This window comes from Desulfovibrio sp. SGI.102 (assembly GCF_050314315.1).
Lineage (GTDB): Bacteria > Desulfobacterota > Desulfovibrionia > Desulfovibrionales > Desulfovibrionaceae > Desulfovibrio.
In genome coordinates, this window is the sequence record NZ_JBNPNC010000010.1 from 16,696 (window position 1) to 42,740 (window position 26,045).

Below are 26,045 nucleotides of genomic sequence, written 5' to 3' on the forward strand. Positions count from 1 at the left end.
TGGTGCAATCTTAAAAAGGGCGGATCATGCGATCCGCCCTTTTCATCATGCTAGACTTGCATAAACAGGGGGAATGTGAAGCCGATGGCGCTGCAGGGGCAGCTGGTGCGGCAGTTGGCGCAGTGCCAGCACTCTTCGCCATGGACCATTTCGGGCCGTTCCGCTTCCTGGTAGGGACGCATCTCCAGCACATAGCCGGGGCAGTCCTCGACGCAGGTACCGCAGGCCTTGCAGTGGCCGCAGTGGAAGCAGCGGGCGGCTTCCTTCCGGGCCTGTTCGATGGTCAGACCCAGGTTGAGTTCGGCAAAAGCCTTGGTACAGGCATTTTCGGCTTCCTTTTCGGAAGGAACGCTCTCATACTGGGCGATGCCGTAGATGTCGGCGTACTGCACCACGTAGGGAGCGGTGTCGCTGCCCATGGCGTCGCAGTCTTCGATCATGTTTTCTTCGTTCAGGGCATAGACGCGGCTGCTGGTGCCGGTCAGCATCTGGTGCACGGCAAAGGCGGCACGGCGGCCGTCGCCCACGGCGCGGGCGATGGAGGCGGGGCCGGCGGACACGTCACCGGCGGCAAAAACACCGGCCTTGGAGGTACGCTGGCTTTCGTCCACCTTGATCCAGTTGCGGGGGGTCAGTTCCAGCCCACCGGCGTTTTCACCCAGGAAGGCCAGGTCGGTCTTCATGCCCACGGCAAAGATCACGGTGTCGCATTCCAGGACATGCTCGCCACCGGGCACGGCTTCCAGGGTCAGCTTGCCCTTTTCGTCAAAGTGGCAGTCCTTGACTTCGAAGTAGTCCACGCCGGTGACCTTGTCGCCTTCGGTACGGATGGCGGACATGGTGCAGGAATTGTGCACATGCACGCCTTCCTTGGCGGCCAGTTCCAGGTCTTCGGCAGGAGCGCGCATCTCACCGGCCTTTTCCAGGCAGATCACATGGACGTTCTCGGCACCCAGGCGACGGGCAGTGAAGGCGCAGTCGAAGGCCACGCCGCCGCCGCCCATGATGACGACGTTCTTGCCGATCTTGCCGGTGTTCTGGCCCAGAGCGGCGGCACGCAGGAATTCCACGGCCTTGACGGCCTTTTCGGCGCCAGGGATGGGCAGGCTGTTTTCAGCGGGCACACCGGTGGCCACGATGACGGCATCGTAGCGGGCGGAGATCTCTTCCATGGTGATGTCCACACCCACGCGGGTGTTGACGCGGGCACGCACGCCGGCTTCCAGCACCAGGCCCACTTCGCGGTCCACCACATCGCGGGGCAGACGGAAGTTCGGCACGCCGTAGCGGGGCACGCCGCCCAGCAGGGGCTCGGCTTCGTAGATGGTGACCTCTTGGCCCAGCAGGGCCAGGAAGTAGGCGGCCGTCAGGCCGGCAGGGCCGCCGCCGATGACGGCAGCTTTCTTGCCGGTGGCGGGACGACGCTTGAAGAAGACGTTGCCGCGTTCGGCAAAGGTCTCGGCAGCGCGTTCCAGGGCGCGGATGTTCAGGCAGCCGTCCATTTCCTTACGGTTGCAGGCATCCATGCAGAAGTGGGGGCAGACGCGGCCGGTGATGCCCGGGAAGGGGTTCTTGGCACGCAGGTAGCGCAGGGCTTCGGTGAACTGGCCTTTTTCGATGAGCGAGTTCATCTTCTGAATGGAATTGCCGATGGGACAGGAAGTTTCGCAGGGCGAGGTGCGGAACTGCTCTTTCAGCTGGGCGCCCAGCACGACGGGGCGCGTTATTTCACGGCTATATCTCGGGGGCATGATTACAAACTCCTTGGAAAGTGCATGAGGATGCCGCGGGCATTACAGCAGCGGCGCCTTGCCCCACTGGAAACGGGGGCCGTCTTCACCGCGGATCAGCAGCAGCGGCTTGGCCATGTCGGGATTCAGCTCGGGGTAATCCCGCAGCTTGTAGACACAGCGGCCGGTCTCCTTGCGTTCCATGGTGGCCTGGATGGCCAGTTCACAGACCGTCAGGATGTCGCGGGACTCGTGGCAGCGCATGAGATCGCGCAGGGTGTCGGCGTGCAGGCGACCGGCCTGGCCGGACAGGAAGCGGATCTTTTCCAGGGCGCGGGCCATGCCGGCCATGGAGCGGCGGAAGCCCATGTAGTAGTTCATGACGTTCCGGGTAGCCTGTTCGATTTCCTTGTAGCTGACGCCTTCGTCGGCGGGCACCTGCATGGGAGCGAACACGTCCTTCTTGACGCTGGCGGCCAGATCTTCATTGATCTTGCCGGCTTCGGTGATACCGGCGGCACGCATGCCGGCCTGGCGACCGGCTTCGTAGCCACCGCACATGGCGCCGGAGCAGTACAGGAAGATACTGCCGCAGAAAAGGTTGGGCACAGTGGTTTCGAAGGTATCGTTGACGGCGATGGTGCCGCCGAAGATCAGCTCGCCGATCTCCACTTCCAGCAGCTTGTGCTGGAAGTCGGTGCCGGTGCAGTCGGCCCAGTCACCGAAGGTGGCCTTGTCGCCGGGCATGAGCACGTACTGCAGTTCATGCACGACATCCTTGTCCACATGGCGCATATCCATGTAGAATGGCGGGCCGGAACCCTCCATCTGTTCCTGGAACGTGCCCTGGATCTGGTTGTTGCGCACGCCGTTTTCCATCATGGGGTCGTACTTGCCCATGAAGCGTTCGCCAAGGGCGTTGATTTCGTGCGCACCGGAGCTGTTGATGCCGTTCATGCCGGGGCAGCCGTAGCCCTTGGGCAGCATGGTGGCACGCTGATAGGTGTCCAGTTCGGTCACGGCGGCGCCCACATCATAGCCCAGCACCACACCGGCGCTGGTATTATAGGGGTACATCCAGACGTTGAAGGGATTGTGGGTGGAGTTATCCGTGCCGCGCGTGGCCGAACGACCCTGGGCCGAAACAACGGTCTTGGCGCGAACCAGCACGAATTCGCCGGTGCGGACATTCCAACCCAGCGCACCGCAGGCCTTGCCGTTGTCGGTGAGGATCTTGACCGCCATGACGTTGTCGAGCGTATTGATACCAGCATCACGCACGGTGCGGGCCATGGCGCGTTTGATGGTCATGCCGTTGGCGATATGGATCCACCAGCGGCCGGGCTGACCAAAACCCTGGGTGCGCAGGTAGGTGCCGTCAGCCTTCTTGCTGAACTGCACACCAGCCTTGCCCAGCACATCCAGAAAATATTTCATGTGGGCGTACCAGCCGTTCTGCAGCATGGCAGGCGACCAGCCATTGAGGGGCTTGGCGTAGAACTTGATGAGGTCTTCCACGGTGTCGTGGGCTTCACCGGGCTCATCCAGGACGGCCATATAGTGGTCATTGCCGCCGCCGATACAGCCGGAGCTTTCCAGCTTGCCCTTGTCCATCAGCACTACGTCGAGGCCCTGGTCACGCGCGCCGAGCGCCGCACCACAGCCCGAAGCACCGGAGCCGATCACGAGCACGTCGGTTTCCACTAACGTGCCGAGAGGGTGTTTGGTCATCTTCATAGCAATATCCTGGTTGTGATTTTTTAGCGGACAGTCATCGCCGGGCCGGTCGGGCAATCCTCAGTGGCTGGCCCAGCGTTTGTGAATAAAAAATCATGCGAAACGGCTGTATTGTCAAATCAATAAAAATCAAATATCGTTTCAAAAAATCAAACATTGGAGGGCGTGATGATTCCTGAGTTGAATGGCGATTTTCTTCAATGGTTACGCGGGTTTTATTATGTCGCTAAAACGGGGAGCGTGCGCAGGGCCGCAGAACTGATGCACAGAAATCCCTCAACGATCAGCTATCAGCTGCGTTCGCTGGAGACCGAGCTCAACACGGTCCTGTTCGACAGGTACAAAAAAAGCCTTCAGATCACCCCTGAAGGCAAAAAACTGCTGGGCTGGACCATCACGACCTTCGAGACGCTGCAGAGCATGCGCTCCGCCGTCGGGACCACGGACGGCCGCCTGCAGGGCGACATCTTCCTGGGGGCGACCCTGCCGGTAGCCATCATGGCCGTGGACGCCATCGCCGCGTTCCGTGCGGAGAATCCCCAGGTCAACATCCGCATCCAGCGCGCCCTTTCCTCCGAGATCGTCCAGGCGGTCAAGGAATCCCGTCTGGATTTCGGCCTGACGGGCATGACGGCCCTGCCCAAGCAGGATACCATGGAGATCCTGCTTAAGGCCCGTCCCCTGCTGGTCATGCGCAAGGACAGTATCTGGGACATCCCCCCTATCCCCACCGAAGCGGATCTGGAACGTCTGCCCTTCGTCATCTTTCAGACATCGCTGGAAGAGAGCGAGCAGCCGACGCCGACCCTGCAGTATGCGGCACGCCGCCTGCAAAAGAACACGGTCATCAGCGTCAACAACTACCACCTCATCATGCAGTTCGTCCGCTGCGACGTCGGGGTGGCCATCATGGACGAGCTGTGCTACCGGGCGACCATGTTCGGTTCGGACTGGAGCTCCATCGTCAGCTGCCCTCTGGACCACCTGCTGCCCAATGTGCTGTACGGCATACTCGTCCGCAGGCACAAGCATATCAGCCCCCAGGCGCAGGCCCTGATGGATGCGTTGCGGCGGCATTTCATCGAGCTTGCCGCCCAGCCCTTTGGGCCTACCTTCCTTGCCGGGCAGACGCAAAAAGGCGGGCAGCCTAAGGCTGCCCGCCCGCGTAGGAAGGCTTCGTCCCGCAAGGGTGATTAGAAGATAGCCTTGCCCACGATGATCGTGATGGCCGCGGTGACCAGATAGGACATGAGGATGACGGCAGGAGCCGTCTTCCAGATGGCCTTGGAATCCGACCACTCGTTGCCGTGCAGCAGGGCCGCACTGGCACTGGCGGCAGGCGTGAGGAAGGCAAAATGCACGCCCATGACCACCATGATCAGCGGAAGTTCGGGGCTGACGTTGGCCGCCTGGCAGTAGCTGTAGATAATGGGCATCATGGCCACACCCACGGCGCCGTTGTTCATGACCTGGGTCAGCAGGGTAGCGGCCAGGCCCAGGAACAGGGCAAAGGTCAGCGGGGTGCCGCCGGAGATGATGGGATCAAGCGCCATCATCAGGAAGGAAGTGATGCCGCTTTCAGGCTTGGCCATGGCACCGGACAGGGGCTGCACGAAGGCCAGCAGCAGCACGATGCCCCAGGTGACGCCGGAGTCCACCATGACCTTGAAGTTCAGCAGGGCCTTGCCTTCCACCTTGATGGCCGCCATGACCGTCACCAGCAGGATGACGATACCGGTATTGCCGATGCCCTTGAGGAAGCGGGTCAGGAAGAAGTCCTTGGGCATGAAGTTGGGGGCCAGCAGCAGGATAACCAGCAGGAACAGGAAGGCCAGGATGACCTTCTGCACGCGGGAAAGGACCAGGCTGCCGTCCTTGTCCAGCTTGCTCACATCCAGATGGACGAGCTTGCTCATGTCGGGACGGAAGATGTACTTGCCCATGACGATGAAGAGCAGCGAGCACACGGCGCAGATGAGCAGGGCGATGAGCATGTACTTGGCATAGTCGATGCCCACACCGGACATGGTCTCATAGGCGCTGAACACGGTCAGGGCGGCCTGCTTGAAGGGGATGAGGGACATGCCCACCTGGGCGGCGAACACGATACCGAACACCATCATGGTGGGGTAGCCGTCGCCTTTCTTGAAGCCGCAGACTTCGCACACGCCGTACAGGATGCTCCAGCCGATGATGGCGGCCGGAGAGGCACTGGTCAGACCGCCAAGGATGAAGATGGAGCCCAGGAAGGTGTAGGTGAATACCCAGGGCCGCCCGGCAACGAACTTGCGGGTGATGAACCACAGGGAAATGAACTTGGATAGGCCATAATGGCTGATGGTGGCGCAGAAGACGAAGATGAAGAACATCATCTGGACCACGGGGTCACCGAAGCTCTTGTTGAGCAGCATCATGGGCTTCATGCCGCCGATGAGCATCAGGGCCAGCAGACCGGCCAGGCTGGGCCAAACGATCTCGATACAGACCCAGCCGTAGAGCACGCCCAGGAAGATACCGATAAGATTCATCCCCAGGGGCGTCAGCGGTTCCACGGGCGGTAGCTGGCCAAAGCCGAACATGATGAGCAGACAGACGACAGTGTGCAGGTAATAGGCAGGCGCCGAGAAGCGCTTGGGGGTGGATTCTTTTCCAGCCATGATGAGTTCCTTCTTGAGAGATCGCTACATACCGCCCAAAGGCGGCTGTTCCTTCGGTCATCCAATACAGAAGGGGACATGTCTGTCCGCATTCCATGCGCCCTGCTGTTTTCTCCCTGTATGGCCGTTGCCCGCGGCCATTATGTGAAAAAGTTATCATGTCAGGCGGTCTGTTTTGTCAATTCAATAAAAAAATATTTTTGTTTGATAATTTTAAACAATAAAGCCACCATTTGATAATAAAATTTAATTATTTCAATATATTATATATTTTATAAAACAAATCCCCCGCTATTCCGGAAAATTGGATACCATTCCGGACACAGGCTGATGGTAAAAGACAATCCCCGGATCTGGTGTTTATTTTTAGTATATTGAATTTATTAAATATATTTTAAGCACGTAAATCATGGCCAGCCGCACCGCCTGCGCGTTGATCTTCACAGAAAAGCAGGTAAGCGGCTGTGTAAAAAAGAACAATTGACAGCCGCTGTCAGTCCCGGCATAAGGGGCGGCATCGTGTGCGTTCCTCAGCACACAAGGGAGGAAACATGTCTTATTTTGCAGCCCGGCAGGCCCAGACGACATTGTCCTGTCCTGAATGCGATCACAAGCTGGAGATCGCGCGTACCTGCCACGAGGCCTTCATGCGCTGTCCTTTTTGTGGCAAGCGTTTCCCGCTGGAACAGTTCATCAGTCAGGCAGATGAAGCTATGGAACGCTTCCTCGAAGGCCTGTACTTCGACCGTATCTAGGCGTGAACCGGCATCAGAGAGCAGCTCTCCTGCTTGTGCTGGCGCTGTCCGGCGCCGTGCATGCCGCCATCTTGCTGTGCGCTGGTATGGGGATGCTCCTGGCAGGATAACGGCTGCCCGGCAAGAGTTCCCGCTGCTTTTCTTGGTTACGAAAACAGCCCGCATGGAGCGAACCATGCGGGCTGTTTTTGTGTCGGCAGAGGAGGGAAGGCTTAATAGAGGGTGGGCAGGCCCAGGATGGCACGGGCAGACACGGCCACCTGCATCATGACCTGCGAGATGTCCTTGACGGCCTGCATGTTCTTGGAGGCCACCCGCGGCATCACAAGGATCTGGTCCCCGGGCCGGATATTGTCGCCATCATGGCTCACCGAGCCGTTGGGATGCATGACGAGCACAGTATCCTGGTCCGCGCGGCTGTTATAGCCGCCGGCTCCCTTGATGTAATCGTCCAGATCATTGTTTTTGCTCCAGAGCATGGCCTGGGGCATCATGACTTCACCACTGACGAGGACCACGTCGCTCTTGGCCGGGATGACGATGACATCGCCATCTTCCAGCGTGATGTCGCCGATCTTCTGGCCGTCGCTCAGGACGACGACACCTTCCGGTTCCACGGCTTTGGCCCGCTCCACGAATTTGGCGATCATCTCCGCTTCCTTGGCGCGGATCTGGGACTCTTCCGTGCTGGCCGACGAAGCGGTAAGGGCGGATTCTTCCAGGCGGCGCAGGCTGTCGGCGATGGCTTTCTTCTGGCGTTCGGCCACGCTCTTGCGCTTGATGTACATGCCGTTCAGATCAGCGCGTCCCTGTTCGACAGCGATAAAGTTGCGCACTTCATCCAGGCGTGCCCCGCGGCGCACGGGAAAGCGGCTGGCACCGCGCACGGCTCCCTGCACCGTGACCGTTATGGTATTGCCTGCGGTATCCGCCAGCAGCTCGATGCTGTCACCGTCCGCCAGCTGCAGGCTGGCCAGTTCGCCAAGGGGCAGATAGGTATTGTAGGGCTTGCCGTTGCGGACCCCCTTGATGGCGATATGCGAGGCACTGCTGTCCGGATCCACCAGCTTCAGCAGGCTGGCCCCGGAGGTCTTGCCTTCCGGCAGCTCAAAGCGGGCGCTGGTGCGTACCTTGCCCGTGACAGTGACCGTGGGCCCCTTGTCGGGGACAACGATGATGTCGCCATTCTGGAAACGGATGGGCGGCATGCTGCCTTCACGGATGAAGGGATACAGGTCCACCGTCGTCACGACCTGATTGTTGCGGCGGACCTGGATGTTCCTGTAGCTGCCCCGTCCGGCGTCGATACCGCCCGCCTTGTCCAGATAGCTCAGCAGGGGATCGGCCGCAGAACCGCTGTAGCGGCCGGGCTTGGGCACATTGCCGGTGACGAACAGAGTGATGGGCTGCGCATCCATGGGGGCCAGATAGATCTGGCTGTCGGCATGGCCGGAGGCCGCCAGCTTACTGCGCAGGGCATCCTGCAATTTGTCCTGGGCCAGACCGGTCACGTTGAGCTGGCCGACTTCAGGGATGTCCAGCTGGCCGGCAGGGCTGACTTCGAGGATGGTATCCACATTGAGGCTCCCGCCCCACAGGCGCAGGACGACCCTGTCACCCGGTGCGATGGCGCCGGCGGCTCCTCCCTGACCGAAATTGCCCTGGAAAAGATTGGCTCCGTAGGGGGCCGGAGCGTCAGCGGCATAGCTGCCCTGCGGCAGGAGCAGCAGGCACAGCAGCAAAAGAAAAACAGACTTTTTCATGGTACGGCCCCGGGCTTAGTCCTTGGCCTCTTCCGTCTGGGAAGCCGGCATGACAGCGGGACGCATGCCCTGGCCCCAGACGCGGGGCGCCAGCCGCCATTGGCCCTGAGCATTGCGGCAGGCAACGATGATCTCGGCTTCATTGAAATTGTTGCGGACAGTGGCGCGCTTGCATTCCTCACCAGCCGCGGAGAAGAAGCTGTCTTCCATGCTCACGCGCACGTCCGTCCCGAAGGCGGGATCGGAAAGGGTGGTGATGTCACTGGGCACGGCATTGGCCATAAAATTTTCCACAGGGCTGGGCTTGTATTCGGGCGTTTCAGGGGAGTCTCCCAGCAGGCCGCAGCCATTGAGGGCCAGACAGGTCGTCAGCATGAGAAGGGTAGAGAGACGTTTCATGAGTTCTCCTGGAAAGGAAAGGCCGGAATCGGACCGTTGCTGGTCAGCCCTGGACAGGCTGATGCGCGGGATCCGGCATCCGGGGTGAAAAGGGCAGGGGAAGCCCCAGATCGATGAAGCGTTCCCGCACGATAGCTTCCGGGATATGGATGGCGAGCTGCTTCAGGTCCTCCGGAGCGAGCGTTACAAGCCAGTTTACGGCCTCCCGGGCCATGACGAGCCAGCGGTCCAGAGGCAGGAAAAAGACCGCCGGGCAGATCTTGTACAGATAAAGGCCCGTATCGAGCAGGACCAGCGGGAACAGGCTGCAGGCCACAGGACGACGTTGCCGTGGCAGAAGACAGCCTTCCGGGCCGCAGGATTTGCACCCCCTGTCGTCCAGGCAGGCCGTATCAGGGGCAAGCAGAAAAAAGTCCCTCTCCAGATGGTCATGCTGCTGCGAAGGCAGCAGCTTCATGGGAAAAGGGGTGGCGCAGTCCTGAGGGCCGCAACAGTAACGACAGTCCCGGCAGTAATCATTGCTCAGGATCCCCTGATCGAAGTGTACATCCCGTTGCAGGGGAAAACGCTGACGCCATTGCTGCCAGTAATGCCAAGAGCTTTTTTGCATGGAGATCCTCCGGCAGTTTCAGCTGTGCCGGACAAAAATGTCGATTATCCCGATGCGGAACATCTGTCAAATATCGCTATATCATACTGATAATAAAAAAGAAAAAAATCAGTTTCCGCAAAACGGAAAAGGGAGACAAAAAATGCTTGCCAGATGGGCGCTGATGGCGTAAATATACTTTTGTTGTGCCGAAGTGGTGGAATTGGTAGACACGCTAGGTTCAGGGTCTAGTTCTGGCAACGGAGTGGGAGTTCGACTCTCCCCTTCGGCACCAAGTGAAAGCAAAGGCTGGTAGCAATACCAGCCTTTTTTTGTTGCAGGCTTTGACCTACTGCGTGCCGCAGGCGCAAAATAGACAGCCCCCATTCGGGCGGAGGTGACCCGGCGCGGAGGCCAGCGCAGACTTTTGTGGGGCTCCTTGCCAGCCTCACCATGCTGCGATGAGCGGGGCAGGCGGCATGATGTGCCCTGCCGGTACGTGAAGCAGACGGACGGTGACAGGCTCTGTCATAAAAAAGCTCTCCTCGAATGAGGAGAGCTTTTGCCGTTTCTGGGGCGTCCGGCCTTATTCCGCTGCCCGCAGTCTGCTTGTGATGTCGTCGAACTCCTGCCGCAGCCGGGCATCATACAGCAGGGAGAGGTCTGGCGGCTGGAAGGCGAAGATGCGGGAGAAATCCGCTTCCGACGTGTGCATCATCCCCAGCAGATCGCTGCTGGTCTTGACGGTCCGATAGGTATTGACGGCCACCTTGAAGGATTTTTCCGCCCGCTGCAGCAACTGCTGCAAATGCTTTTTCTGACGTGACAGATACTGGTTGTAGAGGTCCACGGCATCCAGTGTCCTCTGGTTGGCGGCGATGTTCACTTCCAGGATCTTCCGGTCCGTCTCCTCGGCCCCGGAAAGCAGGCTGCGGGCATGTTCCTGCAGCTGGGCAGCCTCCTTCCTTATCTTTCCCAGACGGTCGAGGTAGCGGCTGTCGATCTGCTGCAGGGCCTGTTGCAGGGCGTAGACATAGACCTTGTTGCACATCATGTAGATGCCCGTATAGGTCTGGAGCAGCTCCACAGAGGCGTCCGGGGCCGCCAGCTGGCTTTCTATGCTGCGCTGGATGGCGCTGATGTTCTCGGCCACGGCCATGATGCTGGCGGTATCCTTGCCGTCGGCCGCGCTCAGCATGGTCTCCAGCTGTTCACGGCTGACAGGCAGGCCGCGTGCGGAGATCTCGGCAAAGATGCGTTCCTTGTCCGCCTCCAGACCGTGTTCCAGATCTGCTATCTCTTTGCGCAGTCCGGCGATATCTTCCTGCAGGCTGCTGCGCGTGGCCTTGAGCGGGTTCCAGTGTGAAGAGGGGGCGGAAACGAGCTCCTGCTGCAGGGCCGCTATCTTCTGGCGCTTTGCGACAATCTCGTCGCGGACGGCATCCCGGCTGGCGATGAGGTCCAGAGCCTGGGAATCCGCGAGGATGGCGAAGCATTCGGAGACGATGCGCTGGAATTTGGGATCGCGGAACGTCAGGACCTCGGCCCAGCTGCGTTCGGAGGGGTCCTCTCCCGAGGCGATGATATCCACCCCTTCGTGCAACAACGGGACGGCATCGTCCCAGATGTCGACGAAAGACCGGGCGGCAGAGACAGGCTGGACATGGAGCAGGATAGCCAGCAGCAGGAGCAGGGCCGGGCGCATGCGCTCTCCTTTGGAAAAAGTGACGGTAGAGAGGAAAGGGTAGCAGGCAGAGGGCATGGCTTCAAGAGGAAGGGGGCGCGCTTCGGCCGGAGGTGCCGGAGCCCGGGAACTGTCTGTATATGCTGAAGCCGGCCAGGAAGAGCATCCGCGGATGAGATCTGGCTGTTGGTCTGATGGGGGGCGGCAGGTACGTCTTGCCTGTCCGCAATATCCCCGGGCAGCAGTACGGAAACGTGGAGCCATGAAAAAGGCCCCCAGGGAGGGGGCCTTTACAGATGACGTTGCGGTCCTGGCCTAGTGAGTGGCCAGCACGGCGCCTTCGTACTTGGTCTTCATGAATTCCTTGATCTTGTCGCTGCACAGGGCCTTGTACAGGGCCTGCAGTTCGGGACGCTTTTCGTCGCCGGTGCGGATGGCCAGGATGTTGGCGTAGGTGGTGGCAGCGGCGGAGTCGGCAGCTTCCACGGCCAGGGCATCGGCCACCTTCAGGCCGCCGAGGATGGCGTAGTTGCCGTTGATGATGGCGATATCCACGTCAGGCAGGGCGCGCACCAGCTGGGCGGCTTCGATCTCTTCGATGCGGAGCTTCTTGGGGTTGTCCTTGATGTCGCGCACGGTGGCGGTCAGGCCCACACCGTCCTTGAGGGTGATGAGGCCCTGGTCCTGCATGAGCAGAAGGGCGCGGCCTTCGTTGGTGGCGTCATTGGGCACGGCCACGATGGCACCCTTCTTGAGGTCCTTCAGGCTCTTGCACTTGCCGGCGTAGATGCCGAAGGGCTCATAGTGCACGCCGCCCATGGAGGACAGCTTGGTGCCTTTCTGGGCATTGAAGTCGTCCAGATAGGGCTTGTGCTGGAAGTAGTTGGCGTCCAGATCCTTGCTGTCCAGAGCCACGTTGGGCTGCACATAGTCGGAATATTCGATGATCTCCAGATTGATGCCTTCAGCCTTGAGCATGTCTTTGGCAGCATTCAGGATCTCGGCGTGCGGCGTGGGAGAGGCGCCCACCTTTATGGTGGTGGCGGCCTGGGCATGACAAACCAGAGTTCCGGCGGCCAGCATGGCGGCCAGCGTCAGCAGAAGTTTTTTCATGGGAAAAACCTCGGGGAAAGGGTGATAGAAAAAGCGGATCAAGACCCGCGTTTGTCGCTGCGTCGGGTGGCCCAGTTGCCGAAGCTCTGGAAGATCTGCACGATGATGATGAGCAGGATCACCGTGGCGATCATGATGTCGGTCTGGTAGCGGTTGTACCCGTACATGATGGCCAGCTTGCCCAGACCGCCGCCGCCGACGGCGCCGGACATGGCGGAGTAGCCCAGAATGGTGATGGCCGCCACGGCACTGCCGTTGATGAGCGAGGGCATGGCCTCGGGCAGCAGTACCTTGGTGATGATCTGCCAGGTGGAGGCCCCCATGCTCTGGGCGGCTTCCACCACACCGTTATCCACTTCCAGCAGGGAGGACTCGATGAGACGGGCCACGAAGGGCGCCGCGGCGATGACCAGAGGCACTACCGTGGCGTTGTTGCCGATGGTGGTCCCCACGATGTAGCGGGTGAAGGGGATGACGGCGATCATCAGGATCAGGAAGGGGAAGGAACGGGTCAGGTTCACCACCACATCCAGCACGCTGTAGACCACGGGATTGGGACGGATGCCGTCTTTGCGGCAGATGACCAGGACGACGGCCATCACGATGCCGAAGACATAGGAAAAAAACGTGGAGACGATGGTCATGTACAGGGTATCCACCACCCCTTCCATGAGCATTTCCACAGTGGCCTGATCAAACATGCTTCATCTCCTCCAGCAGGATGTTCCTGGATTTGGCGAATTCCAGGATGCTCCGGCGCGATTCCGGGCATTCGGGCAGCTGCAACACCATCTGGCCAAAGGCGATACCGCCGATGTCGCGGGTATCGGCATACATGATGTTCACGGGGCAGTGGCATTCCAGCACCATATTGGCGATGACGGGCTCGAAGGAGGAACGGCCGTTGAAGATCAGGCGGTAGAGGTTCTCCTGGGGCAGGTTCTGCAGGGCCTCGGGCATGACCAGACGGCGTGCGGCCTCGGTGCGCGGATGGAAGAAGACCTCTTCGACTTCGCCGTGCTCCACGATCTTGCCGCGGTGGATGATGGCCACATGGCTGCAGATCTTTTCGATGACGCTCATCTCGTGGGTGATGATGACCGCCGTGATGCCGAGATCCCTGTTGATGTCCTTGATGAGGGACAGGATGGAGTCCGTGGTGGCCGGGTCAAGGGCGGACGTGGCTTCGTCGCAGAGCAGCACCTGCGGATTGGTGGCCAGGGCACGGGCGATGGCCACGCGCTGCTTCTGGCCGCCGGAGAGCTGCGAAGGATAGGAATCCATGCGGTTGGCAAGGCCCACCAGATCCAGCAGTTCTTCAGCACGCTTGCGGGCCTGGACCTTGTCCATGCCGATAAGCTCCAGAGGAAAGCAGACGTTCTGGCGCGCCGTGCGCTGCATGAGCAGGTTGAACTGCTGGAAGATCATGCCCATGGAACGCCGGGCAGCGCGCAGCTCGCTCTCCGACAGACGGCACATGTCCTTGCCTTCAAAAAAGATGGAACCGCCCGTGGGACGTTCCAGCATGTTGATGCAGCGGACGAGCGTGCTCTTGCCGGCACCGCTCTTGCCGATAACACCGAAGATGTCTCCTTTGTTGATGGCAAGATTGATGCCCTGAAGGGCAAAAACATCCGTATTTTTGCTGCGGTAACGTTTTTCCAGATTGACGATATCGATGATCGGCGCTTCGGCCATAGTGCCTCCCCTTTGATTCCCCTGTCGGGGGTATTCGAGGTTAGCATATCTTCCCCCGCTCGCAAAGAAAAAAGATGCCGAAAAATGTGCTGCGCAAGGCTTCGGGCCATAGTCGGGGAAGGGCGGGGCGCAGAAAAAAAGCCGTATCCTGTCAGGACCGGCACGGTGACGACATGGGAGGAAGGAGCGGGACGTGCAGGGAGGAAGCAGGGGAAAGGACATTCCTTCCCCCGCTTCCTCCAAAGTGCTAACGCTGGCGGATGTAGGCTTCCAGCCGACGCATGGCTTCGGCCAGGTTGTCGATGGAATTGGCGTAGGAAAGGCGCAGGAACCCTTCGGTCTGGCTGCCGAAGTCGATACCGGGGGTGATGCCGATATGGGCTTTTTCCAGCAGGTCGAAGGCCAGTTCCATGGAGCTGCTGCCCAGATGGCGGGCATTGATCAGCATGTAGAACGCTCCCATGGGTTCCACGGGGATGTTGAAGCCCAGGCGCTTCAGCTCGCCCAGCAGGAAGCGGCGGCGTTCGTCGTAGGTGGCATGCATGCGGGCCACGTCTTCATCGGCACAGGTCAGGGCCGCGATACCGGCTTTTTGCACCGCAGAATTGGTGGACAGGAAGAAGTTCTGCATCAGGGCCTGCATGGGGCGCACGAGATCACGGGGCACGATGAGGTAGCCCAGGCGCCAGCCGGTCATGGCATAGGCCTTGGAAAAGCCGCCTATGACCACGGCATTGTCCGTGTACTCCAGGATGGAGTGCTCTTCTGCATCCCCGTAGGTCAGACCGTGATAGATCTCGTCGGAAACGATCATGGGGCCCAGTTCGGCCAAGGCGCGCATGCGCTCCGGCTCCAGCACGATGCCCGTGGGGTTGCAGGGGGAGTTGATGAGCACGGCCCGGGTGCGCGGCGTGATCTGTTTGGCCACGTCTTCGGGACGGAACTGGAAGCCTTCTTCCTCATGGGTCAGCGTCCAGACGGGCACCCCGCCCGCATAGCGCACGAAGTTGGGATAGCAGGCATAGCCGGGATTGGAGAGGATGACTTCGTCGCCCGGATCGAGCAGGGCGGAGAAAAGGATCATCATGGCCGGGGAAGAACCGGGGAAGATCAGCACCTGGTCGGGATGCAGGCTGACACCATAGCGCCGCTTGTAATAGGCGCACAGATGTTCGCGCAGCTCCACATCGCCCAGGGAGTGGGTGTAGTGGGTCTGCCCTTCGTCCAGGGCCTTGAAGGCAGCCTGACGGATGCACTCGGGCGTATCGAAATCGGGTTCGCCCAGTTCCAGGTGGATGATGGAAGCACCCTCCCGTTCGAGCTTCTGGGCGCGTTCCAGCACTTCCATGGCCAGAAACGGCGTGATGCCGCGTACTCTCTCGGCTATCATCGTATATCCTTTGTTCTTCCTGCCGTCGGGCAGGCTGGTTCCGCGCCTTGCGCGGCCGATACTCGTGCCGCGGTGGCGCCGCAGGGCAGACGGCGTGCCCTTTCGTATGTCATCCGGGCCTCATATCAGGAGGGGCGCCAAAAAGAAAGAGGCCCTTCCGCCTATTCCGTCCAAAGGGGATCGGTCTCGGGATAGATCATGCGCCTGGTCATGCCGCCGTCCACCGGCAGATTGACGCCGTTGACGAAGCCGTTCTCCTCCCCGGCCAGGAACAGGCAGGCATTGCAGACGTCTTCCGGTTTTCCCACACGTCCCGACGGATGCTGGCTGTGGTCGCAGGGGCTCAGGCTGTCGTAGTCGTCCACCTGTATCCATCCCGGGCTGACCGCATTGACGGTGATGCCCGTGCCGTGCAGTGACACGCACAGGCTGGCGGTCAGGGAGACAAGCCCGCCCTTGGAGGCGCCGTAGGCTTCCCAGCCGCATTCGTTCTGCTGGTAACGGGTGGAGGCGATGTTGATGATGCGTCCATAGCCCGTTCCCCGGCAAAGACGGACGAATTCCCGGCAGCAGAGGAACGCGCCGCGCAGGTTGGTCCCCAGGACGTCATCGAATTCCTTGGCTTCCAGCAGGGGGAAGGGCTTCCGGAACCGGCTGACGGCCCCGTTGTTGATGAGGACGCGGGGAGTGCCGAGCGTCTGGGCGATGGTATGAAAAACAGAGGTGATGGCGGCTTCATCGCGCAGATCACAGGGAAAACAGTGGATGTCCGGGTGGGGGCTGCTCATGGGCTGGATGTCCAGAGCGGCGACCACATACCCCTCGCGGGCAAATCTTGCGCACAGGTGACGTCCTATACCGGCGGCACCGCCGGTGATGATGGCAACGGGCATAGTCCCTCCAAAAAAAATTTTGCAGCCAAGATGCGCCTGTTTTCAATAGCCGAGGCACCGGCGGCCCGCAAGACGGGGGGCAGGGGAGAAAAACAAAAAAGCCCCCGATCCGCCGAGGACCGGAGGCCGGGCGGCAAATGAAGATGCCTAGCCGGTGATCTCCAGGGCATTGAAGAAGTAGGCCATTTCGTAAGCGGCAGTTTCCGGCGCGTCAGAGCCGTGCACGGAGTTGGCTTCGATGCTTTCGGCGTACTTTTTGCGGATGGTGCCTTCTGCGGCATTGGCAGGATTGGTGGCGCCCATCAGTTCCCGATAGCGGGAAATGGCCTTGTCGCCTTCAAGGATGGCGCAAACCACAGGGCCGGAGCTCATGTATTCCGTCAGGCTGGCAAAGAAAGGCCGTTCCTTGTGCACGGCATAAAAGCCTTCGGCCTGCTGGCGGGTCATGCGGATCTGCTTCATGGCCACCACGCGCAGACCGGCGCCCTGGATCATGGCAAGGATCTCACCCTGCAGGTTACGGGCAACGGCATCGGGTTTGATGATGCAAAAAGTACGTTCCATGGAATCTCCTGTGGATAAATGAAAAAAAGCGGCAATCCTTATTGCATAAAATATTTCATAAGACAAGAGGTTTCTGGTGTGCCCAGACAGGTCGAATCCATGCAGGCATAAAAAAGCCATCCCTTGCGGGATGGCTTTGCGAGCCTTACTGGGCGTTCAGGCGTCCGGTGATGTTGTCCTTGATCCACTTGGGATCCAGCCACTCCAGCGGGGTGACTTCCACGCCACCGACCAGTATGCCGAAGTGCAGGTGATCGCCGAAGGCCAGACCGGTGCTCCCCGTCTTGGCGATGATGGCGCCTTTCTGGACCACATCGCCCACCTTGACGTGGATCTCGCTCAGATGGGAGTAGAGGGACATGAGTCCCAGGCCGTGGTCGATGACGACGAGGTTGCCGTAAATGCCGAGCTCACCGGTGAAGACCACGCGGCCGTTATTGGCTGCGGGGACTTCGGCATTGCGGACCGAGGCCAGGTCAAAACCCAGATGGTAGGATTCGCCCACCTGCTTGCCCTGGTAGGTGAAGTAGCGGTGATCACCAAAACCGGCACGGGCCGCGGAGCGGGGCAGGCGCTGGAACATCCCGTCCCAGAGCATGGCCGCTGCGGTGTCCTTGCGCAGGGCACGCAGGGTCTCGACGTTGGCCGCGCGGACCTGGTTGTTGATATAAAGGTATCCTTCCAGCTGATTGGCGGCGTTGGGGGCCAGATAGCCCAGCTTGCTGTTGACGCTGGCCAGGAAGTTGTCCGAGATGCTGATGGTATCGCTTTTGAAGTTGCGTTCGTAGGCCAGCAGGCCCAGACGGCTGCGGGTCACGTTGCCGGCCATGTCCGTGGCGGTCAGCTCCACGGCGTTTTTATATTCCACGGCGGTCATGGTGTAGGGGAAGGGGAAGAAGCAGATGTAGCTGCCGTCCTTCTGCAGGAAGCCGGGGACGAAATACCCCGCCACCAGCACACCGCTCTGGGTGACTTCTTCGTCGATGGTATAGCGGATGGCGGCGGCACCGCCGCGGCGCACGCTGGGCGGCAGGGTCTTCACGGAGATGCGCGGCGGCTGGGTATCCAGACGCATGGCCAGCACTTCCGTGCGGGTATTGCCCTGACCAAAGCCGGCCAGGGAGGCGTCTGTCGCCTTGATCTCCAGCTCGAAGGCCCCTTCACGCAGGCCGGCATTCTTCAGCGAGACCTCGACAGTACGCTGGGACAGGTATTCTTCGAAATGCCGCTGGAAAATGGGGGTGACCACATTGTTGCGGCGCACTCCCACGGAGATGGAGCGGATGTTCGAAGGGTCCGCCAGCGTTATCTGCAGGGGCGTGTGGGGAGAGACCCGTCCGGTATCGGGCACGATGGCGATGGACGGACCGTCCATATCCTTGAAAAAGATGTACCCACAGGCAATCAGCGCGATCAGGATGAGCAGGCTCAGGATAGTGGAAAAGAAATTTTTTTTGCGCATGGAGACTCCTTTCTCATACAAGCGAGAGTGTTGCACGTTTCAGGGGAGTTTTCAAGGAATAGCCCCCGCTTTGACGGCATTTGACTTGGGGGGGAAAATTTGTTCTTTCTTCGCCATACGCAAAGGACAAAACGAGCATGATGGCAAGAGGTACCGCGATAGATCCCAGACGCCTGCGTCTGCGCATGGTTCGGGAGCTGGCCGCCAGGGGCATAACGGACGGACGCGTCCTTGATGCCATGTCGCGGGTCCCCCGGCATCTTTTCGTGCCCGAGGGGCTGCGTTCGCGGGCCTATGAGGATTGTCCGCTGCCCATCGGCTACGGACAGACCATCTCCCAGCCGTCCACGGTGGCCCTCATGTCCCAGATGCTGGAGACCTCGCCCGGCATGCGCGTGCTGGAGGTCGGCACCGGTTCCGGTTACCAGGCGGCGGTGCTGGCCGCCATGGGCTGCACGGTCTATACCGTGGAGCGCCTCAAAGAGCTGTACCAATCGGCCCGGGCCCTCTTGCAGCAGCTCGATCTTCGCGCTATTCACATGCAACGAAGCGATGGAACGCTGGGCATGCCTGCCGCCGCCCCGTTCGACCGCATCATCGTCACTGCCGGAGGTCCCCAGATCCCCCGCCCCCTGCTGGAGCAGCTTGCCGTGGACGGCATCATGCTGATCCCGGTGGGGGCACGGCCCCGCACGCAACGCCTGATGCGCATCATGCGCCGTCAGGGACGGCTTTGCAGCGAGGACCTGGGCCCTGCCGTCTTCGTGGATCTGGTGGGCGACCATGGTTGGTAAGCCCGCCTGTTGTCATACCCTGTAAAGGAGATATCATGTCTTCCTGTTCTTCCTGTTCCTCTGCGTCGGGCTGCTCTTCCAAAGGCAACCCCGGCGGCGCCGGTTGCATGGAATCGGCCATGGCCCGGCAAGACCAGATCATTGCCGACCGCCTGGCCCACATCCGGCACAAGATCTTTGTCATGAGCGGCAAGGGTGGCGTGGGTAAAAGCTCCGTCACCGTCAATACCGCCGCGGCCCTGGCCCATCGCGGCTTCAAGGTCGGCATCCTGGACGTGGACATGCACGGCCCCAGCGTGCCCAACCTGCTGGGTCTGAAGGCTACCATCGAAATGAATGAGAAAAACGAACTCATCCCTGCCATGTACAATGAGAACCTGGCAGTCATTTCCATGGATTCCTTCCTGCAGGATCGTGACCAGGCCATCCTGTGGCGCGGCCCCAAAAAGACGGCTGCCATCCGCCAGTTCCTCTCCGACGTGGCCTGGGGCCCGCTGGATTTCCTGCTCATCGACTCCCCTCCAGGAACCGGTGACGAACACATGACCATCCTCAAGACCATCACCGACGCCCAGAGCGTCACGGTGACCACCCCGCAGGAGATCTCCCTGGCCGACGTGCGCAAGGCCGTCAACTTCCTGCAGGTCGCCGAAGGCAAGGTCCTGGGCGTGGTGGAAAACATGAGCGGCCTTGTCTGCCCCCACTGCCACCAGGAGATCGACCTGTTCAAGAAGGGCGGCGGTGAAGAGCTTGCCAAGCATTACGGCATCCCCTTCCTGGGTGCCATCCCGCTGGATCCGGCCACCGTGGTGGCCGCCGACCGGGGCGTGCCCGTGGTCTATCTTGAACAGGATTGCCCTGCCAAGCAGGCTTTCCTGCATCTGGCTGACGCCATCGCCCAGGCTGCCGACAGCGGCGCCGCGAAGCTGGTCAGCAAGAGCTAGGCGCTCTTTGGGGGGGGGGCTCGTCCACCCCCTCAAGATACCTGCGCGTTTTTCCCTTTTCTCGGGGACGCGTTTGTGATACCCGTTTCCATGTAGTCCTGTTTCCCGGTCGGTGAGAATATGTTCAATCTTGCGAATAAACTGACGCTGTTGCGCATGCTGCTGGTTCCGCTCGTCATCGTGCTGCTGTATTTCCAGGGCCCGGTGACCTGTGTGCTGGCCGCGCTGGCATTCATTGCCGCTTCCATCACGGACTGGGCCGACGGTTACGTGGCCCGGCGCAACAACATGGTCACCAGCATGGGCAAGTTCCTTGATCCCCTGGCGGACAAGGTCCTCATCTGTTCCGTGCTCATCATGTTCTGCACCCTCGGCTGGGCTGAAGCGTGGGTCGTCATCCTGATCGTCTGCCGTGAGCTGGTGGTCACGGGGCTGCGCGCCATCGCCATCGATGAAGGGATCGTCCTCGCCGCCGACAGGTACGGGAAGCTCAAGACCGTCCTGCAGATCGCGGCCATCATCCCCATGCTGCTGCACTATCCTTACTGGGGCGTGCGTCTGTGGCCCATCGGGGAGATCATCCTCTATCTGGCGCTCATCATGTCCGTAGTGTCCTGTGTGAACTACTGTTACGGTTTCTACCGCAAGATCGCCGCAAAAAACGCTGCCGAATAAGATGAGTACCCTGCAGTTACGGCTGAAAAACTGCATCCAGACCATCCTCGAGCTGGAGCCACAGATCGGAGCTGATCTCTCCGATCGCTATTTTGTTGAAGAATTCATGGCATTACGGCGCTTTTTGGATAGCGTCGAGCAGATGCGCCTTGGAGAGGATGACGTAGAGCGTCTGGAATCCGCCACAGCGACTTTTCTGGAAGAGCTGGGGCTCTCCCGGCGTACCTGGCAGAAACAACGACGGGTCTTGCAATAAGATGGTAGCTTGGCGGGTCATAGTTCTGGTAGCTGTATGGGGGATCAACCTCATCATTTTCTGTCACATGATCTGGGGATCTGAAGGGCTCATCGCCTATCGTGAACTCAAACAGAAACATGCGGCCATCGAGGCCGAGATCGCCAGCATCGATGCGGAGAACCGCTCATTGAGCCGGGACATCCGTCTGCTCCAGACGGATGAACGCTATGTCGAAAAAATGATACGCCAGCGGCTGCACTACGTCCACGAGAACGAAGTGCTGTACCTTTTTGGTGATTCCTCCGAAAACCGGGAGAGCGGGGCTGCCACGCATGATGGACAAAATTGAATGGTACAGGGAAGTGCTGGAGCTGGAACCCAGCTCCAAGCTGTTTTTCCCTCTGGCCCGCCTGCTGGTGGAGGACGGACAGCCTGAAGCGGCGCTTGAGACCCTGCGCCGGGGGCTGGAGCGTCATCCCGAATTTCTTGAAGCACGGCTTTTTTATATCGAGCAGCTCTATCATCACGGGCAGCCCGAAGCCTGCGTGGCGGAGGTGACGGAACTGGGGCAGCTTTTTGCCTCCTATCCCGGCTTCTGGCAGGCCTGGGCGGCCAGCATGCTCGGCAGCGGCTGCGGGGATGTGGCGACGGCCCTGCGCTTTCTGGCTGCCAGCTTCGCGAGCCGCCCGCTGAATCTCAACGAAGTTTTTGAACGGGGCCTGCGTTCCTTCATGCAGGAGGCCCAGAGCAGCGACCTGCCGCGCGGCAAGGCCCTGGCCGACCTGGCCGTCATGGGGCCCGAGGACATGGATGCGCAGGCGCATGATGCTTTTTCCTCTCCGGCGGCCAAGCCTGCCGGTGCCGGGATGGCTAAGGGAGACGACGACGCTGCTTCCTTTGCTGCGGCACAGGGCAGACGGGAGCATCCGCTGCCGCAACCGACCCCGGCCAGGCCCCTTTCCCTGCGTACCCGGTCCATGGCAGAAGTCCTGGCCGAGCAGGGGGATCTTCAGGGCGCTTTGGATATTTATACCGAGCTGGCTGCTGCCGCCGCCGGCTCTTCCGAACAGGAAGTCCTGCAGCAGCGTATCGCCATGCTGCGCACTCAGCTTGAGGGCGCTGCTGTGGAAGATCTCGTTCCGCCTTCGCCGGACATGGCCGCAGGCAAGGACAAACTCATCAGTATGCTGGAAGCCCTGGCCGAACGCGTGGAAGCCAGGGCCCAGAGTTAAGAAGCAGGAGTGCGTGGTGTCCCATTTGTTTAGGCGTTGTTGTGTACTGCTTGCCTCCGCCGCCATGGTGGCGGGCTGCAGTTCCTACCAGCCCACCAAGAATGTCTGGAAGGGTACAAAGGATGTCTGGTATACCTATGTCAGCCCTCCTGCATCTGTGGATTATGGTGAAAAAGGAGATCTTTCCCCGCGTGCGCTGGCGCTCACCAATTGCATGATGGGGCTGGATGTGGAGCTGGGCCGCTTTGAGCGGACCATGATCAATGCGGACAAACCGCCGACGCGGCAGTGGATGGACAGCCTTTTTGCCGCCCATCCCTGGCTGGACGGCTTTGCCGGCGTCAAATATGACGGGACCCTGCTGGGGCAGGAGCCTGCCAATCCTCTGAAACAGCTGGATTTCATCCCGCTGCTGTATGAAGACAAGAAGCAGGGCAGCCGTGCCCTGCGTGCCGGTGTGCAGCAGACCCCCATGGGGCCGGAAGTCATGCTGGCTGCCCCCCTGTACGATGGCGTGGATTTCCTCGGCATCGTCGTGGCCTATTTCGACATGCGCAACCTGGTGCAGTATTCCGGCAATCCCCAGGACATGGTCATCCTCAGCCCTCAGGCGCTGCTCTGGCCCGGCAAGTATGACTATGCGGCGACCCCGCTCGCTTCGGTGAACTGGGAAGAAGCCGTCACCAAGAGCTCTTCCGGCACCTGCACCAACGCGACGGGGAGCTTCTATTACATGGTGCGTTATCTGGGCAACCTGCCGCTGGTCTTTGCCGTGGCGGAATCCGGCACCTTCCCGCAGGGGAACGGCAGCGTGGATCAGGGCCTGCCCTTCTTCCCCAAGGAAAAGGAAAAGCTTCCTCCGCCGCCCATGCCCGAACGCAAGAAGGATAGCAGCAAGACGACGCCCGCCTTCGGTGCTTCCGAAGATGCCGTTGACGGCTACGGTGATGCCGGCGGCATGCCGCCGCAGGATGTGGCTCCGGGCGCCAGCATCGTCCAGCCGCCGCAGGAAAGCGCTCCGGCTCCTTCCCGCGTGCGTGAACGGCCGCTGGCCGGCGAGAACGTGAAGCCGCGTCCGCGCAGACGGCTCGTCATCCCCGATGAGGCGCTCACGGTGCCCGAACTGCCTGAAGAGACCGCGCCCGCGCCGCAGGTGCGCATGCCCAGTCCCTTTGGTCCTCGTGGCGCTGCCAAGCCGGCAGCCGAGCAGGGCGGAGCGGATACCGCTGCCCCGGCAGCTCCGGCTGAGTCCGCTGCCGATACGGCTCCCGCAGCAGAAACGGCTGCCCCCGAGGCTCCGGCTGCCGCCAAGCCCGCAGCTTCCGAAACGTCTGCTGCGGCCCCGGCAGAGACGGCAGCGCCTGCGGCAGAACCCGCTGCCGAGCCTGCGGAAGCGCCGGCAGCCGAAGAGCCTTCAGAGCCCAGACGTCCGGCCCTGCTGCCGGGCGGGCGCCCCAGTCCCTTCGGCCCCAGGTAGTCTTTGACAGCAATCACGCAGTGTGCGCCGCTTCGGCGGCGCACACGCTTTCATATCCAGTGTAAGGAGGCTTTTCATGGCCGACATTACCGTTACCGAACATCTTCTGCTGCACCAAAAGCGCTCTCCCCAGGCTACCGGCCAGTTCACCGGTCTTTTGTATGACCTGATCCTGTCGGGGAAGACCATCTCCCGCCGGATCAACAAGGCCGGTCTGCTGGATATCCTCGGCGGCACGGGCGAGGTGAACGTCCAGGGCGAGAACGTGCAGAAGATGGACAGCATCGCCAATCGGATCCTGCTCTACCGCATGGAACGCTGCGGCGCCCTGTGCGCCATGGGCTCCGAGGAAGAGCCGGAGCTGGTGCGCGTGGGACCGGAATTTCCCCGCGGCGATTATATCCTGATCTTCGACCCTCTCGATGGTTCGTCCAATATCGACGTCAACATCAATGTGGGCACCATCTTCTCCATCCTGCGCCGTCCTGCGGGCAGCACTGGTGAAGCCTCCCTGGAAGAAGTCCTGCAGCCCGGCATCCAGCAGGTGGCCGCGGGCTATATCCTGTACGGCCCGTCCACCATGCTGGTGTTCAGTACCGGTCAGGGGGTGCATGGCTTCACACTGGACCCCGGCGTCGGGGAATTCCTGCTTTCCCATCCTGATATGCGCATCCCGGAGCAGGGGCACATCTATTCCGTCAATGAAGGCAACCGGAACAACTGGGACGAGCCCGCGCGTGAGGCCGTCGAATGGTTCCATACCTGCAAGAGCCCGGAAGGCAAGGATTATTCCGCCCGTTATGTGGGCTCGCTGGTGGCCGACTTCCACCGCACGCTGCTGTACGGCGGCATCTATCTGTATCCGCCGGACAAGAACAAGCCCAACGGCAAACTGCGCATGATGTGCGAAGCCGCCCCGCTGGCGTTCCTGGCCGAGCAGGCCGGCGGCAAGGCCAGCGACGGTCGTCGCCGTATCCTTGAGCGTCGCCCCGAGACCCTGCACGCCCGTACGCCCCTGTACATCGGTTCGGCCCGTGACGTGGAGGCTGTGGAGGCCATCTACGCCAAGTATCCGGACTAGTCCGAGTGGGAGAAGACCTTGCTGTGCCTCGGCATTGAAAGTTCCTGTGATGAGACCGCGCTGGCGGTGGTCCGGGACGGTGTCCTGCTGGATGCCGTCCTGGCCAGCCAGGCGGATATCCATGCCCTGTTCGGGGGCGTCGTCCCTGAACTGGCTTCCCGCGAGCATTACCGCTATCTGGGGACGCTGTTCGACCAGCTCATGCAGCGCCTTGACCTGCGTCCGTCCGATCTGGATGTGGTGGCTGTCTCCCGGGGGCCCGGCCTGCTGGGCAGCCTGCTGGTAGGCGTTGCCTTTGCCAAGGCACTGGCGCTGGGGTGCGGGGCCCGCTTTTTGGGGGTCAATCACCTGCATGCGCATCTGCTGGCCGCAGGGCTGGAGAACGAACTGCGCTTCCCCGCGCTGGGATTGCTGGTCTCCGGCGGGCATACGCATATCTATCGCATGGAATCGCCTTCCCGCTGCATCGTCTTGGGCAAGACGCTGGATGACGCGGCAGGTGAGGCCTTTGATAAGGTCGGAAAGATCCTGGGGCTGGCCTATCCCGGCGGCAAACTGATGGATGCCCTGGCCCGGCAGGGCAGGGCGGATGCCCGTCTGTTCCCGCGCCCGTATCTGGACAACGACAATCTGGATTTCAGCTTCAGCGGCCTGAAGACCGCCGTGACCAGCTATGTGCACCAGGTGCTGCCTGATCAGCCCTGGCCGCATCCCTTGCAGGATACGGCAGATGCCCCCCAGGCTTTGAAGGACTGCTGCGCCTCTTTCAATCTGGCCGTGGTGGAGACCATCGCCACCAAGGTGGAGCGGGCGCTTGCCGCCAACCCCGATCTGGATCTGCTGATCATGGCCGGAGGCGTTGCCGCCAACAGTCTGCTGCGTGAGCGTATGGCACAGCTGATGGAAAAACGGGGCGGCCATACCATCATGCCCGGCCGTGCCCTGTGCACGGACAACGCCGCCATGGTGGCCTATGCCTCCTGGCTCATCGCCAGGGAAGGCTGGCAGCATGATCTGCGCATGGAGACCATCCCGCGGGGCAAGGCGATCCCGGACGATATGTTTTTTCGGGAACTCTAGATATTTGTCACCGTTTTTGTGTCACCGTCTTGACAGTGGCGGTTGAGGCAACTAATCTTTTGGCAGCCGTGGCAGCTCATCTGCGATGGC

At 60.8% G+C, this 26,045-nt stretch carries 25 protein-coding genes and 1 tRNA gene; 12 read left to right on the top strand and 14 right to left on the bottom strand.

The genetic code is table 11. The features are described from left to right. Positions 1-50: 50 nt before the first annotated feature. The gene (locus tag ACQRCJ_RS03945; protein WP_427799378.1) at positions 51-1,751 is read right to left on the bottom strand and encodes an FAD-dependent oxidoreductase; all 1,701 of its coding nucleotides are present in this window, start codon (positions 1,749-1,751) and stop codon (positions 51-53) included. Positions 1,752-1,793: 42 nt separating this feature from the next. Continuing rightward, the gene (locus ACQRCJ_RS03950; RefSeq protein WP_427799379.1) at positions 1,794-3,467 is read right to left on the bottom strand and encodes an FAD-binding protein; all 1,674 of its coding nucleotides are present in this window, start codon (positions 3,465-3,467) and stop codon (positions 1,794-1,796) included. Positions 3,468-3,635: 168 nt separating this feature from the next. Between ACQRCJ_RS03950 and ACQRCJ_RS03955 the strand changes: the two genes are divergently transcribed. Beyond that, complete coding sequence (locus ACQRCJ_RS03955; protein WP_168936296.1) at positions 3,636-4,664, top strand: LysR family transcriptional regulator; 1,029 nt, start codon at positions 3,636-3,638, stop codon at positions 4,662-4,664. Here the strand turns inward: ACQRCJ_RS03955 and ACQRCJ_RS03960 are convergent. Beyond that, on the bottom strand, positions 4,661-6,124 hold the full coding sequence (locus ACQRCJ_RS03960) for an SLC13 family permease (RefSeq protein WP_303955872.1): 1,464 nt from the start codon (positions 6,122-6,124) through the stop codon (positions 4,661-4,663). The genes ACQRCJ_RS03955 and ACQRCJ_RS03960 overlap by 4 nt on opposite strands. Before the next feature lie 551 nt (positions 6,125-6,675). On the opposite strand from ACQRCJ_RS03960, the gene ACQRCJ_RS03965 reads away from it, so the two are divergent. After that, positions 6,676-6,879 carry a dual CXXC motif small (seleno)protein gene (locus tag ACQRCJ_RS03965; protein ID WP_168935769.1) on the top strand — a complete coding sequence of 68 codons (204 nt, stop codon included), beginning with the start codon at positions 6,676-6,678 and terminating at the stop codon, positions 6,877-6,879. 212 nt (positions 6,880-7,091) lie between these two features. On the opposite strand, the gene ACQRCJ_RS03970 is transcribed toward ACQRCJ_RS03965, so the two are convergent. From ACQRCJ_RS03970 to ACQRCJ_RS03980, 3 genes are read right to left on the bottom strand one after another with little or no spacing between them, the layout of a single operon-like run. Continuing rightward, a complete protein-coding gene (locus ACQRCJ_RS03970) occupies positions 7,092-8,642 on the bottom strand; it encodes a polysaccharide biosynthesis/export family protein (protein ID WP_168935770.1) in 1,551 nt (516 codons plus the stop codon). Between the two features lie 15 nt (positions 8,643-8,657). Next, positions 8,658-9,041, bottom strand: coding sequence for a DVU3141 family protein (locus ACQRCJ_RS03975; RefSeq protein WP_427799380.1), 384 nt, complete (start codon positions 9,039-9,041; stop codon positions 8,658-8,660). 43 nt (positions 9,042-9,084) lie between these two features. Beyond that, on the bottom strand, positions 9,085-9,651 hold the full coding sequence (locus ACQRCJ_RS03980; protein ID WP_303955873.1) for a hypothetical protein: 567 nt from the start codon (positions 9,649-9,651) through the stop codon (positions 9,085-9,087). A 187-nt stretch (positions 9,652-9,838) separates the two neighbouring features. Between ACQRCJ_RS03980 and ACQRCJ_RS03985 the strand changes: the two genes are divergently transcribed. Next, a tRNA-Leu gene (locus ACQRCJ_RS03985) sits at positions 9,839-9,925 on the top strand. Positions 9,926-10,216: 291 nt separating this feature from the next. Here the strand turns inward: ACQRCJ_RS03985 and ACQRCJ_RS03990 are convergent. The 8 genes from ACQRCJ_RS03990 to ACQRCJ_RS04025 all read right to left on the bottom strand — a co-directional run bounded on the left by ACQRCJ_RS03990 (position 10,217) and on the right by ACQRCJ_RS04025 (position 18,434). Continuing rightward, positions 10,217-11,335 (bottom strand): hypothetical protein, encoded by a 1,119-nt coding sequence (locus ACQRCJ_RS03990; RefSeq protein WP_418735147.1) that lies wholly within the window; start codon positions 11,333-11,335, stop codon positions 10,217-10,219. Between the two features lie 294 nt (positions 11,336-11,629). After that, positions 11,630-12,427, bottom strand: coding sequence for a MetQ/NlpA family ABC transporter substrate-binding protein (locus tag ACQRCJ_RS03995; protein ID WP_427799381.1), 798 nt, complete (start codon positions 12,425-12,427; stop codon positions 11,630-11,632). Between the two features lie 38 nt (positions 12,428-12,465). Next, positions 12,466-13,128, bottom strand: a complete 663-nt coding sequence (locus ACQRCJ_RS04000) for a methionine ABC transporter permease (RefSeq protein WP_168935775.1) — start codon at positions 13,126-13,128, stop codon at positions 12,466-12,468. Beyond that, positions 13,121-14,125 carry a methionine ABC transporter ATP-binding protein gene (locus ACQRCJ_RS04005; protein ID WP_168935776.1) on the bottom strand — a complete coding sequence of 335 codons (1,005 nt, stop codon included), beginning with the start codon at positions 14,123-14,125 and terminating at the stop codon, positions 13,121-13,123. Before ACQRCJ_RS04005 ends, ACQRCJ_RS04000 begins: the two co-directional genes overlap by 8 nt. A gap of 247 nt (positions 14,126-14,372) precedes the next feature. Next, the gene (locus ACQRCJ_RS04010; protein ID WP_412389988.1) at positions 14,373-15,515 is read right to left on the bottom strand and encodes a pyridoxal phosphate-dependent aminotransferase; all 1,143 of its coding nucleotides are present in this window, start codon (positions 15,513-15,515) and stop codon (positions 14,373-14,375) included. A gap of 161 nt (positions 15,516-15,676) precedes the next feature. Continuing rightward, entirely contained in the window at positions 15,677-16,408 is a 732-nt protein-coding gene (locus ACQRCJ_RS04015) for an SDR family NAD(P)-dependent oxidoreductase (RefSeq protein WP_204625558.1), read from the bottom strand. 147 nt (positions 16,409-16,555) lie between these two features. Next, entirely contained in the window at positions 16,556-16,972 is a 417-nt protein-coding gene (gene ndk / locus ACQRCJ_RS04020; protein ID WP_204625559.1) for a nucleoside-diphosphate kinase, read from the bottom strand. Between the two features lie 145 nt (positions 16,973-17,117). Beyond that, positions 17,118-18,434, bottom strand: coding sequence for a M23 family metallopeptidase (locus ACQRCJ_RS04025; protein ID WP_427799382.1), 1,317 nt, complete (start codon positions 18,432-18,434; stop codon positions 17,118-17,120). A gap of 137 nt (positions 18,435-18,571) precedes the next feature. Between ACQRCJ_RS04025 and ACQRCJ_RS04030 the strand changes: the two genes are divergently transcribed. The 9 genes from ACQRCJ_RS04030 (at position 18,572) to tsaD (ending at position 25,955) form a co-directional block, all read left to right on the top strand. Further along, positions 18,572-19,228, top strand: a complete 657-nt coding sequence (locus ACQRCJ_RS04030; protein ID WP_239465002.1) for a protein-L-isoaspartate(D-aspartate) O-methyltransferase — start codon at positions 18,572-18,574, stop codon at positions 19,226-19,228. Positions 19,229-19,263: 35 nt separating this feature from the next. Continuing rightward, entirely contained in the window at positions 19,264-20,172 is a 909-nt protein-coding gene (locus ACQRCJ_RS04035; protein WP_040369252.1) for an Mrp/NBP35 family ATP-binding protein, read from the top strand. Positions 20,173-20,292: 120 nt separating this feature from the next. Next, positions 20,293-20,847 (top strand): CDP-diacylglycerol--glycerol-3-phosphate 3-phosphatidyltransferase, encoded by a 555-nt coding sequence (gene pgsA, locus ACQRCJ_RS04040; protein ID WP_168935781.1) that lies wholly within the window; start codon positions 20,293-20,295, stop codon positions 20,845-20,847. A gap of 1 nt (position 20,848) precedes the next feature. After that, complete coding sequence (locus ACQRCJ_RS04045; RefSeq protein WP_006005367.1) at positions 20,849-21,103, top strand: hypothetical protein; 255 nt, start codon at positions 20,849-20,851, stop codon at positions 21,101-21,103. Position 21,104: 1 nt separating this feature from the next. Next, positions 21,105-21,434, top strand: coding sequence for an FtsB family cell division protein (locus ACQRCJ_RS04050; protein ID WP_006005369.1), 330 nt, complete (start codon positions 21,105-21,107; stop codon positions 21,432-21,434). Continuing rightward, positions 21,418-22,317 carry a tetratricopeptide repeat protein gene (locus tag ACQRCJ_RS04055; protein ID WP_303930356.1) on the top strand — a complete coding sequence of 300 codons (900 nt, stop codon included), beginning with the start codon at positions 21,418-21,420 and terminating at the stop codon, positions 22,315-22,317. The genes ACQRCJ_RS04050 and ACQRCJ_RS04055 overlap by 17 nt, the downstream gene beginning before the upstream one ends. A gap of 16 nt (positions 22,318-22,333) precedes the next feature. After that, positions 22,334-23,794, top strand: a complete 1,461-nt coding sequence (locus ACQRCJ_RS04060; protein WP_303934357.1) for a hypothetical protein — start codon at positions 22,334-22,336, stop codon at positions 23,792-23,794. A gap of 76 nt (positions 23,795-23,870) precedes the next feature. Then, on the top strand, positions 23,871-24,875 hold the full coding sequence (gene fbp / locus ACQRCJ_RS04065) for a class 1 fructose-bisphosphatase (protein ID WP_427799383.1): 1,005 nt from the start codon (positions 23,871-23,873) through the stop codon (positions 24,873-24,875). Positions 24,876-24,893: 18 nt separating this feature from the next. Continuing rightward, positions 24,894-25,955: a tRNA (adenosine(37)-N6)-threonylcarbamoyltransferase complex transferase subunit TsaD gene (tsaD, locus tag ACQRCJ_RS04070; RefSeq protein WP_168935784.1), complete on the top strand. Its 1,062-nt coding sequence runs from the start codon at positions 24,894-24,896 to the stop codon at positions 25,953-25,955. Positions 25,956-26,045 lie beyond the last annotated feature (90 nt).

Excerpts from the sequence above, each read along its gene's own strand:
- ACQRCJ_RS03945 (WP_427799378.1), bottom strand. The coding sequence starts at position 1,751 with ATGCCCCCGAGATATAGCCGTGAAATAACGCGCCCCGTCGTGCTGGGC.
- ACQRCJ_RS03950 (WP_427799379.1), bottom strand. The coding sequence starts at position 3,467 with ATGAAGATGACCAAACACCCTCTCGGCACGTTAGTGGAAACCGACGTG.
- ACQRCJ_RS03955 (WP_168936296.1), top strand. The coding sequence starts at position 3,636 with ATGATTCCTGAGTTGAATGGCGATTTTCTTCAATGGTTACGCGGGTTT.
- ACQRCJ_RS03960 (WP_303955872.1), bottom strand. The coding sequence starts at position 6,124 with ATGGCTGGAAAAGAATCCACCCCCAAGCGCTTCTCGGCGCCTGCCTAT.
- ACQRCJ_RS03965 (WP_168935769.1), top strand. The coding sequence starts at position 6,676 with ATGTCTTATTTTGCAGCCCGGCAGGCCCAGACGACATTGTCCTGTCCT.
- ACQRCJ_RS03970 (WP_168935770.1), bottom strand. The coding sequence starts at position 8,642 with ATGAAAAAGTCTGTTTTTCTTTTGCTGCTGTGCCTGCTGCTCCTGCCG.
- ACQRCJ_RS03975 (WP_427799380.1), bottom strand. The coding sequence starts at position 9,041 with ATGAAACGTCTCTCTACCCTTCTCATGCTGACGACCTGTCTGGCCCTC.
- ACQRCJ_RS03980 (WP_303955873.1), bottom strand. The coding sequence starts at position 9,651 with ATGCAAAAAAGCTCTTGGCATTACTGGCAGCAATGGCGTCAGCGTTTT.
- ACQRCJ_RS03990 (WP_418735147.1), bottom strand. The coding sequence starts at position 11,335 with ATGCGCCCGGCCCTGCTCCTGCTGCTGGCTATCCTGCTCCATGTCCAG.
- ACQRCJ_RS03995 (WP_427799381.1), bottom strand. The coding sequence starts at position 12,427 with ATGAAAAAACTTCTGCTGACGCTGGCCGCCATGCTGGCCGCCGGAACT.
- ACQRCJ_RS04000 (WP_168935775.1), bottom strand. The coding sequence starts at position 13,128 with ATGTTTGATCAGGCCACTGTGGAAATGCTCATGGAAGGGGTGGTGGAT.
- ACQRCJ_RS04005 (WP_168935776.1), bottom strand. The coding sequence starts at position 14,125 with ATGGCCGAAGCGCCGATCATCGATATCGTCAATCTGGAAAAACGTTAC.
- ACQRCJ_RS04010 (WP_412389988.1), bottom strand. The coding sequence starts at position 15,515 with ATGATAGCCGAGAGAGTACGCGGCATCACGCCGTTTCTGGCCATGGAA.
- ACQRCJ_RS04015 (WP_204625558.1), bottom strand. The coding sequence starts at position 16,408 with ATGCCCGTTGCCATCATCACCGGCGGTGCCGCCGGTATAGGACGTCAC.
- ndk (WP_204625559.1), bottom strand. The coding sequence starts at position 16,972 with ATGGAACGTACTTTTTGCATCATCAAACCCGATGCCGTTGCCCGTAAC.
- ACQRCJ_RS04025 (WP_427799382.1), bottom strand. The coding sequence starts at position 18,434 with ATGCGCAAAAAAAATTTCTTTTCCACTATCCTGAGCCTGCTCATCCTG.
- ACQRCJ_RS04030 (WP_239465002.1), top strand. The coding sequence starts at position 18,572 with ATGATGGCAAGAGGTACCGCGATAGATCCCAGACGCCTGCGTCTGCGC.
- ACQRCJ_RS04035 (WP_040369252.1), top strand. The coding sequence starts at position 19,264 with ATGTCTTCCTGTTCTTCCTGTTCCTCTGCGTCGGGCTGCTCTTCCAAA.
- pgsA (WP_168935781.1), top strand. The coding sequence starts at position 20,293 with ATGTTCAATCTTGCGAATAAACTGACGCTGTTGCGCATGCTGCTGGTT.
- ACQRCJ_RS04045 (WP_006005367.1), top strand. The coding sequence starts at position 20,849 with ATGAGTACCCTGCAGTTACGGCTGAAAAACTGCATCCAGACCATCCTC.
- ACQRCJ_RS04050 (WP_006005369.1), top strand. The coding sequence starts at position 21,105 with ATGGTAGCTTGGCGGGTCATAGTTCTGGTAGCTGTATGGGGGATCAAC.
- ACQRCJ_RS04055 (WP_303930356.1), top strand. The coding sequence starts at position 21,418 with ATGATGGACAAAATTGAATGGTACAGGGAAGTGCTGGAGCTGGAACCC.
- fbp (WP_427799383.1), top strand. The coding sequence starts at position 23,871 with ATGGCCGACATTACCGTTACCGAACATCTTCTGCTGCACCAAAAGCGC.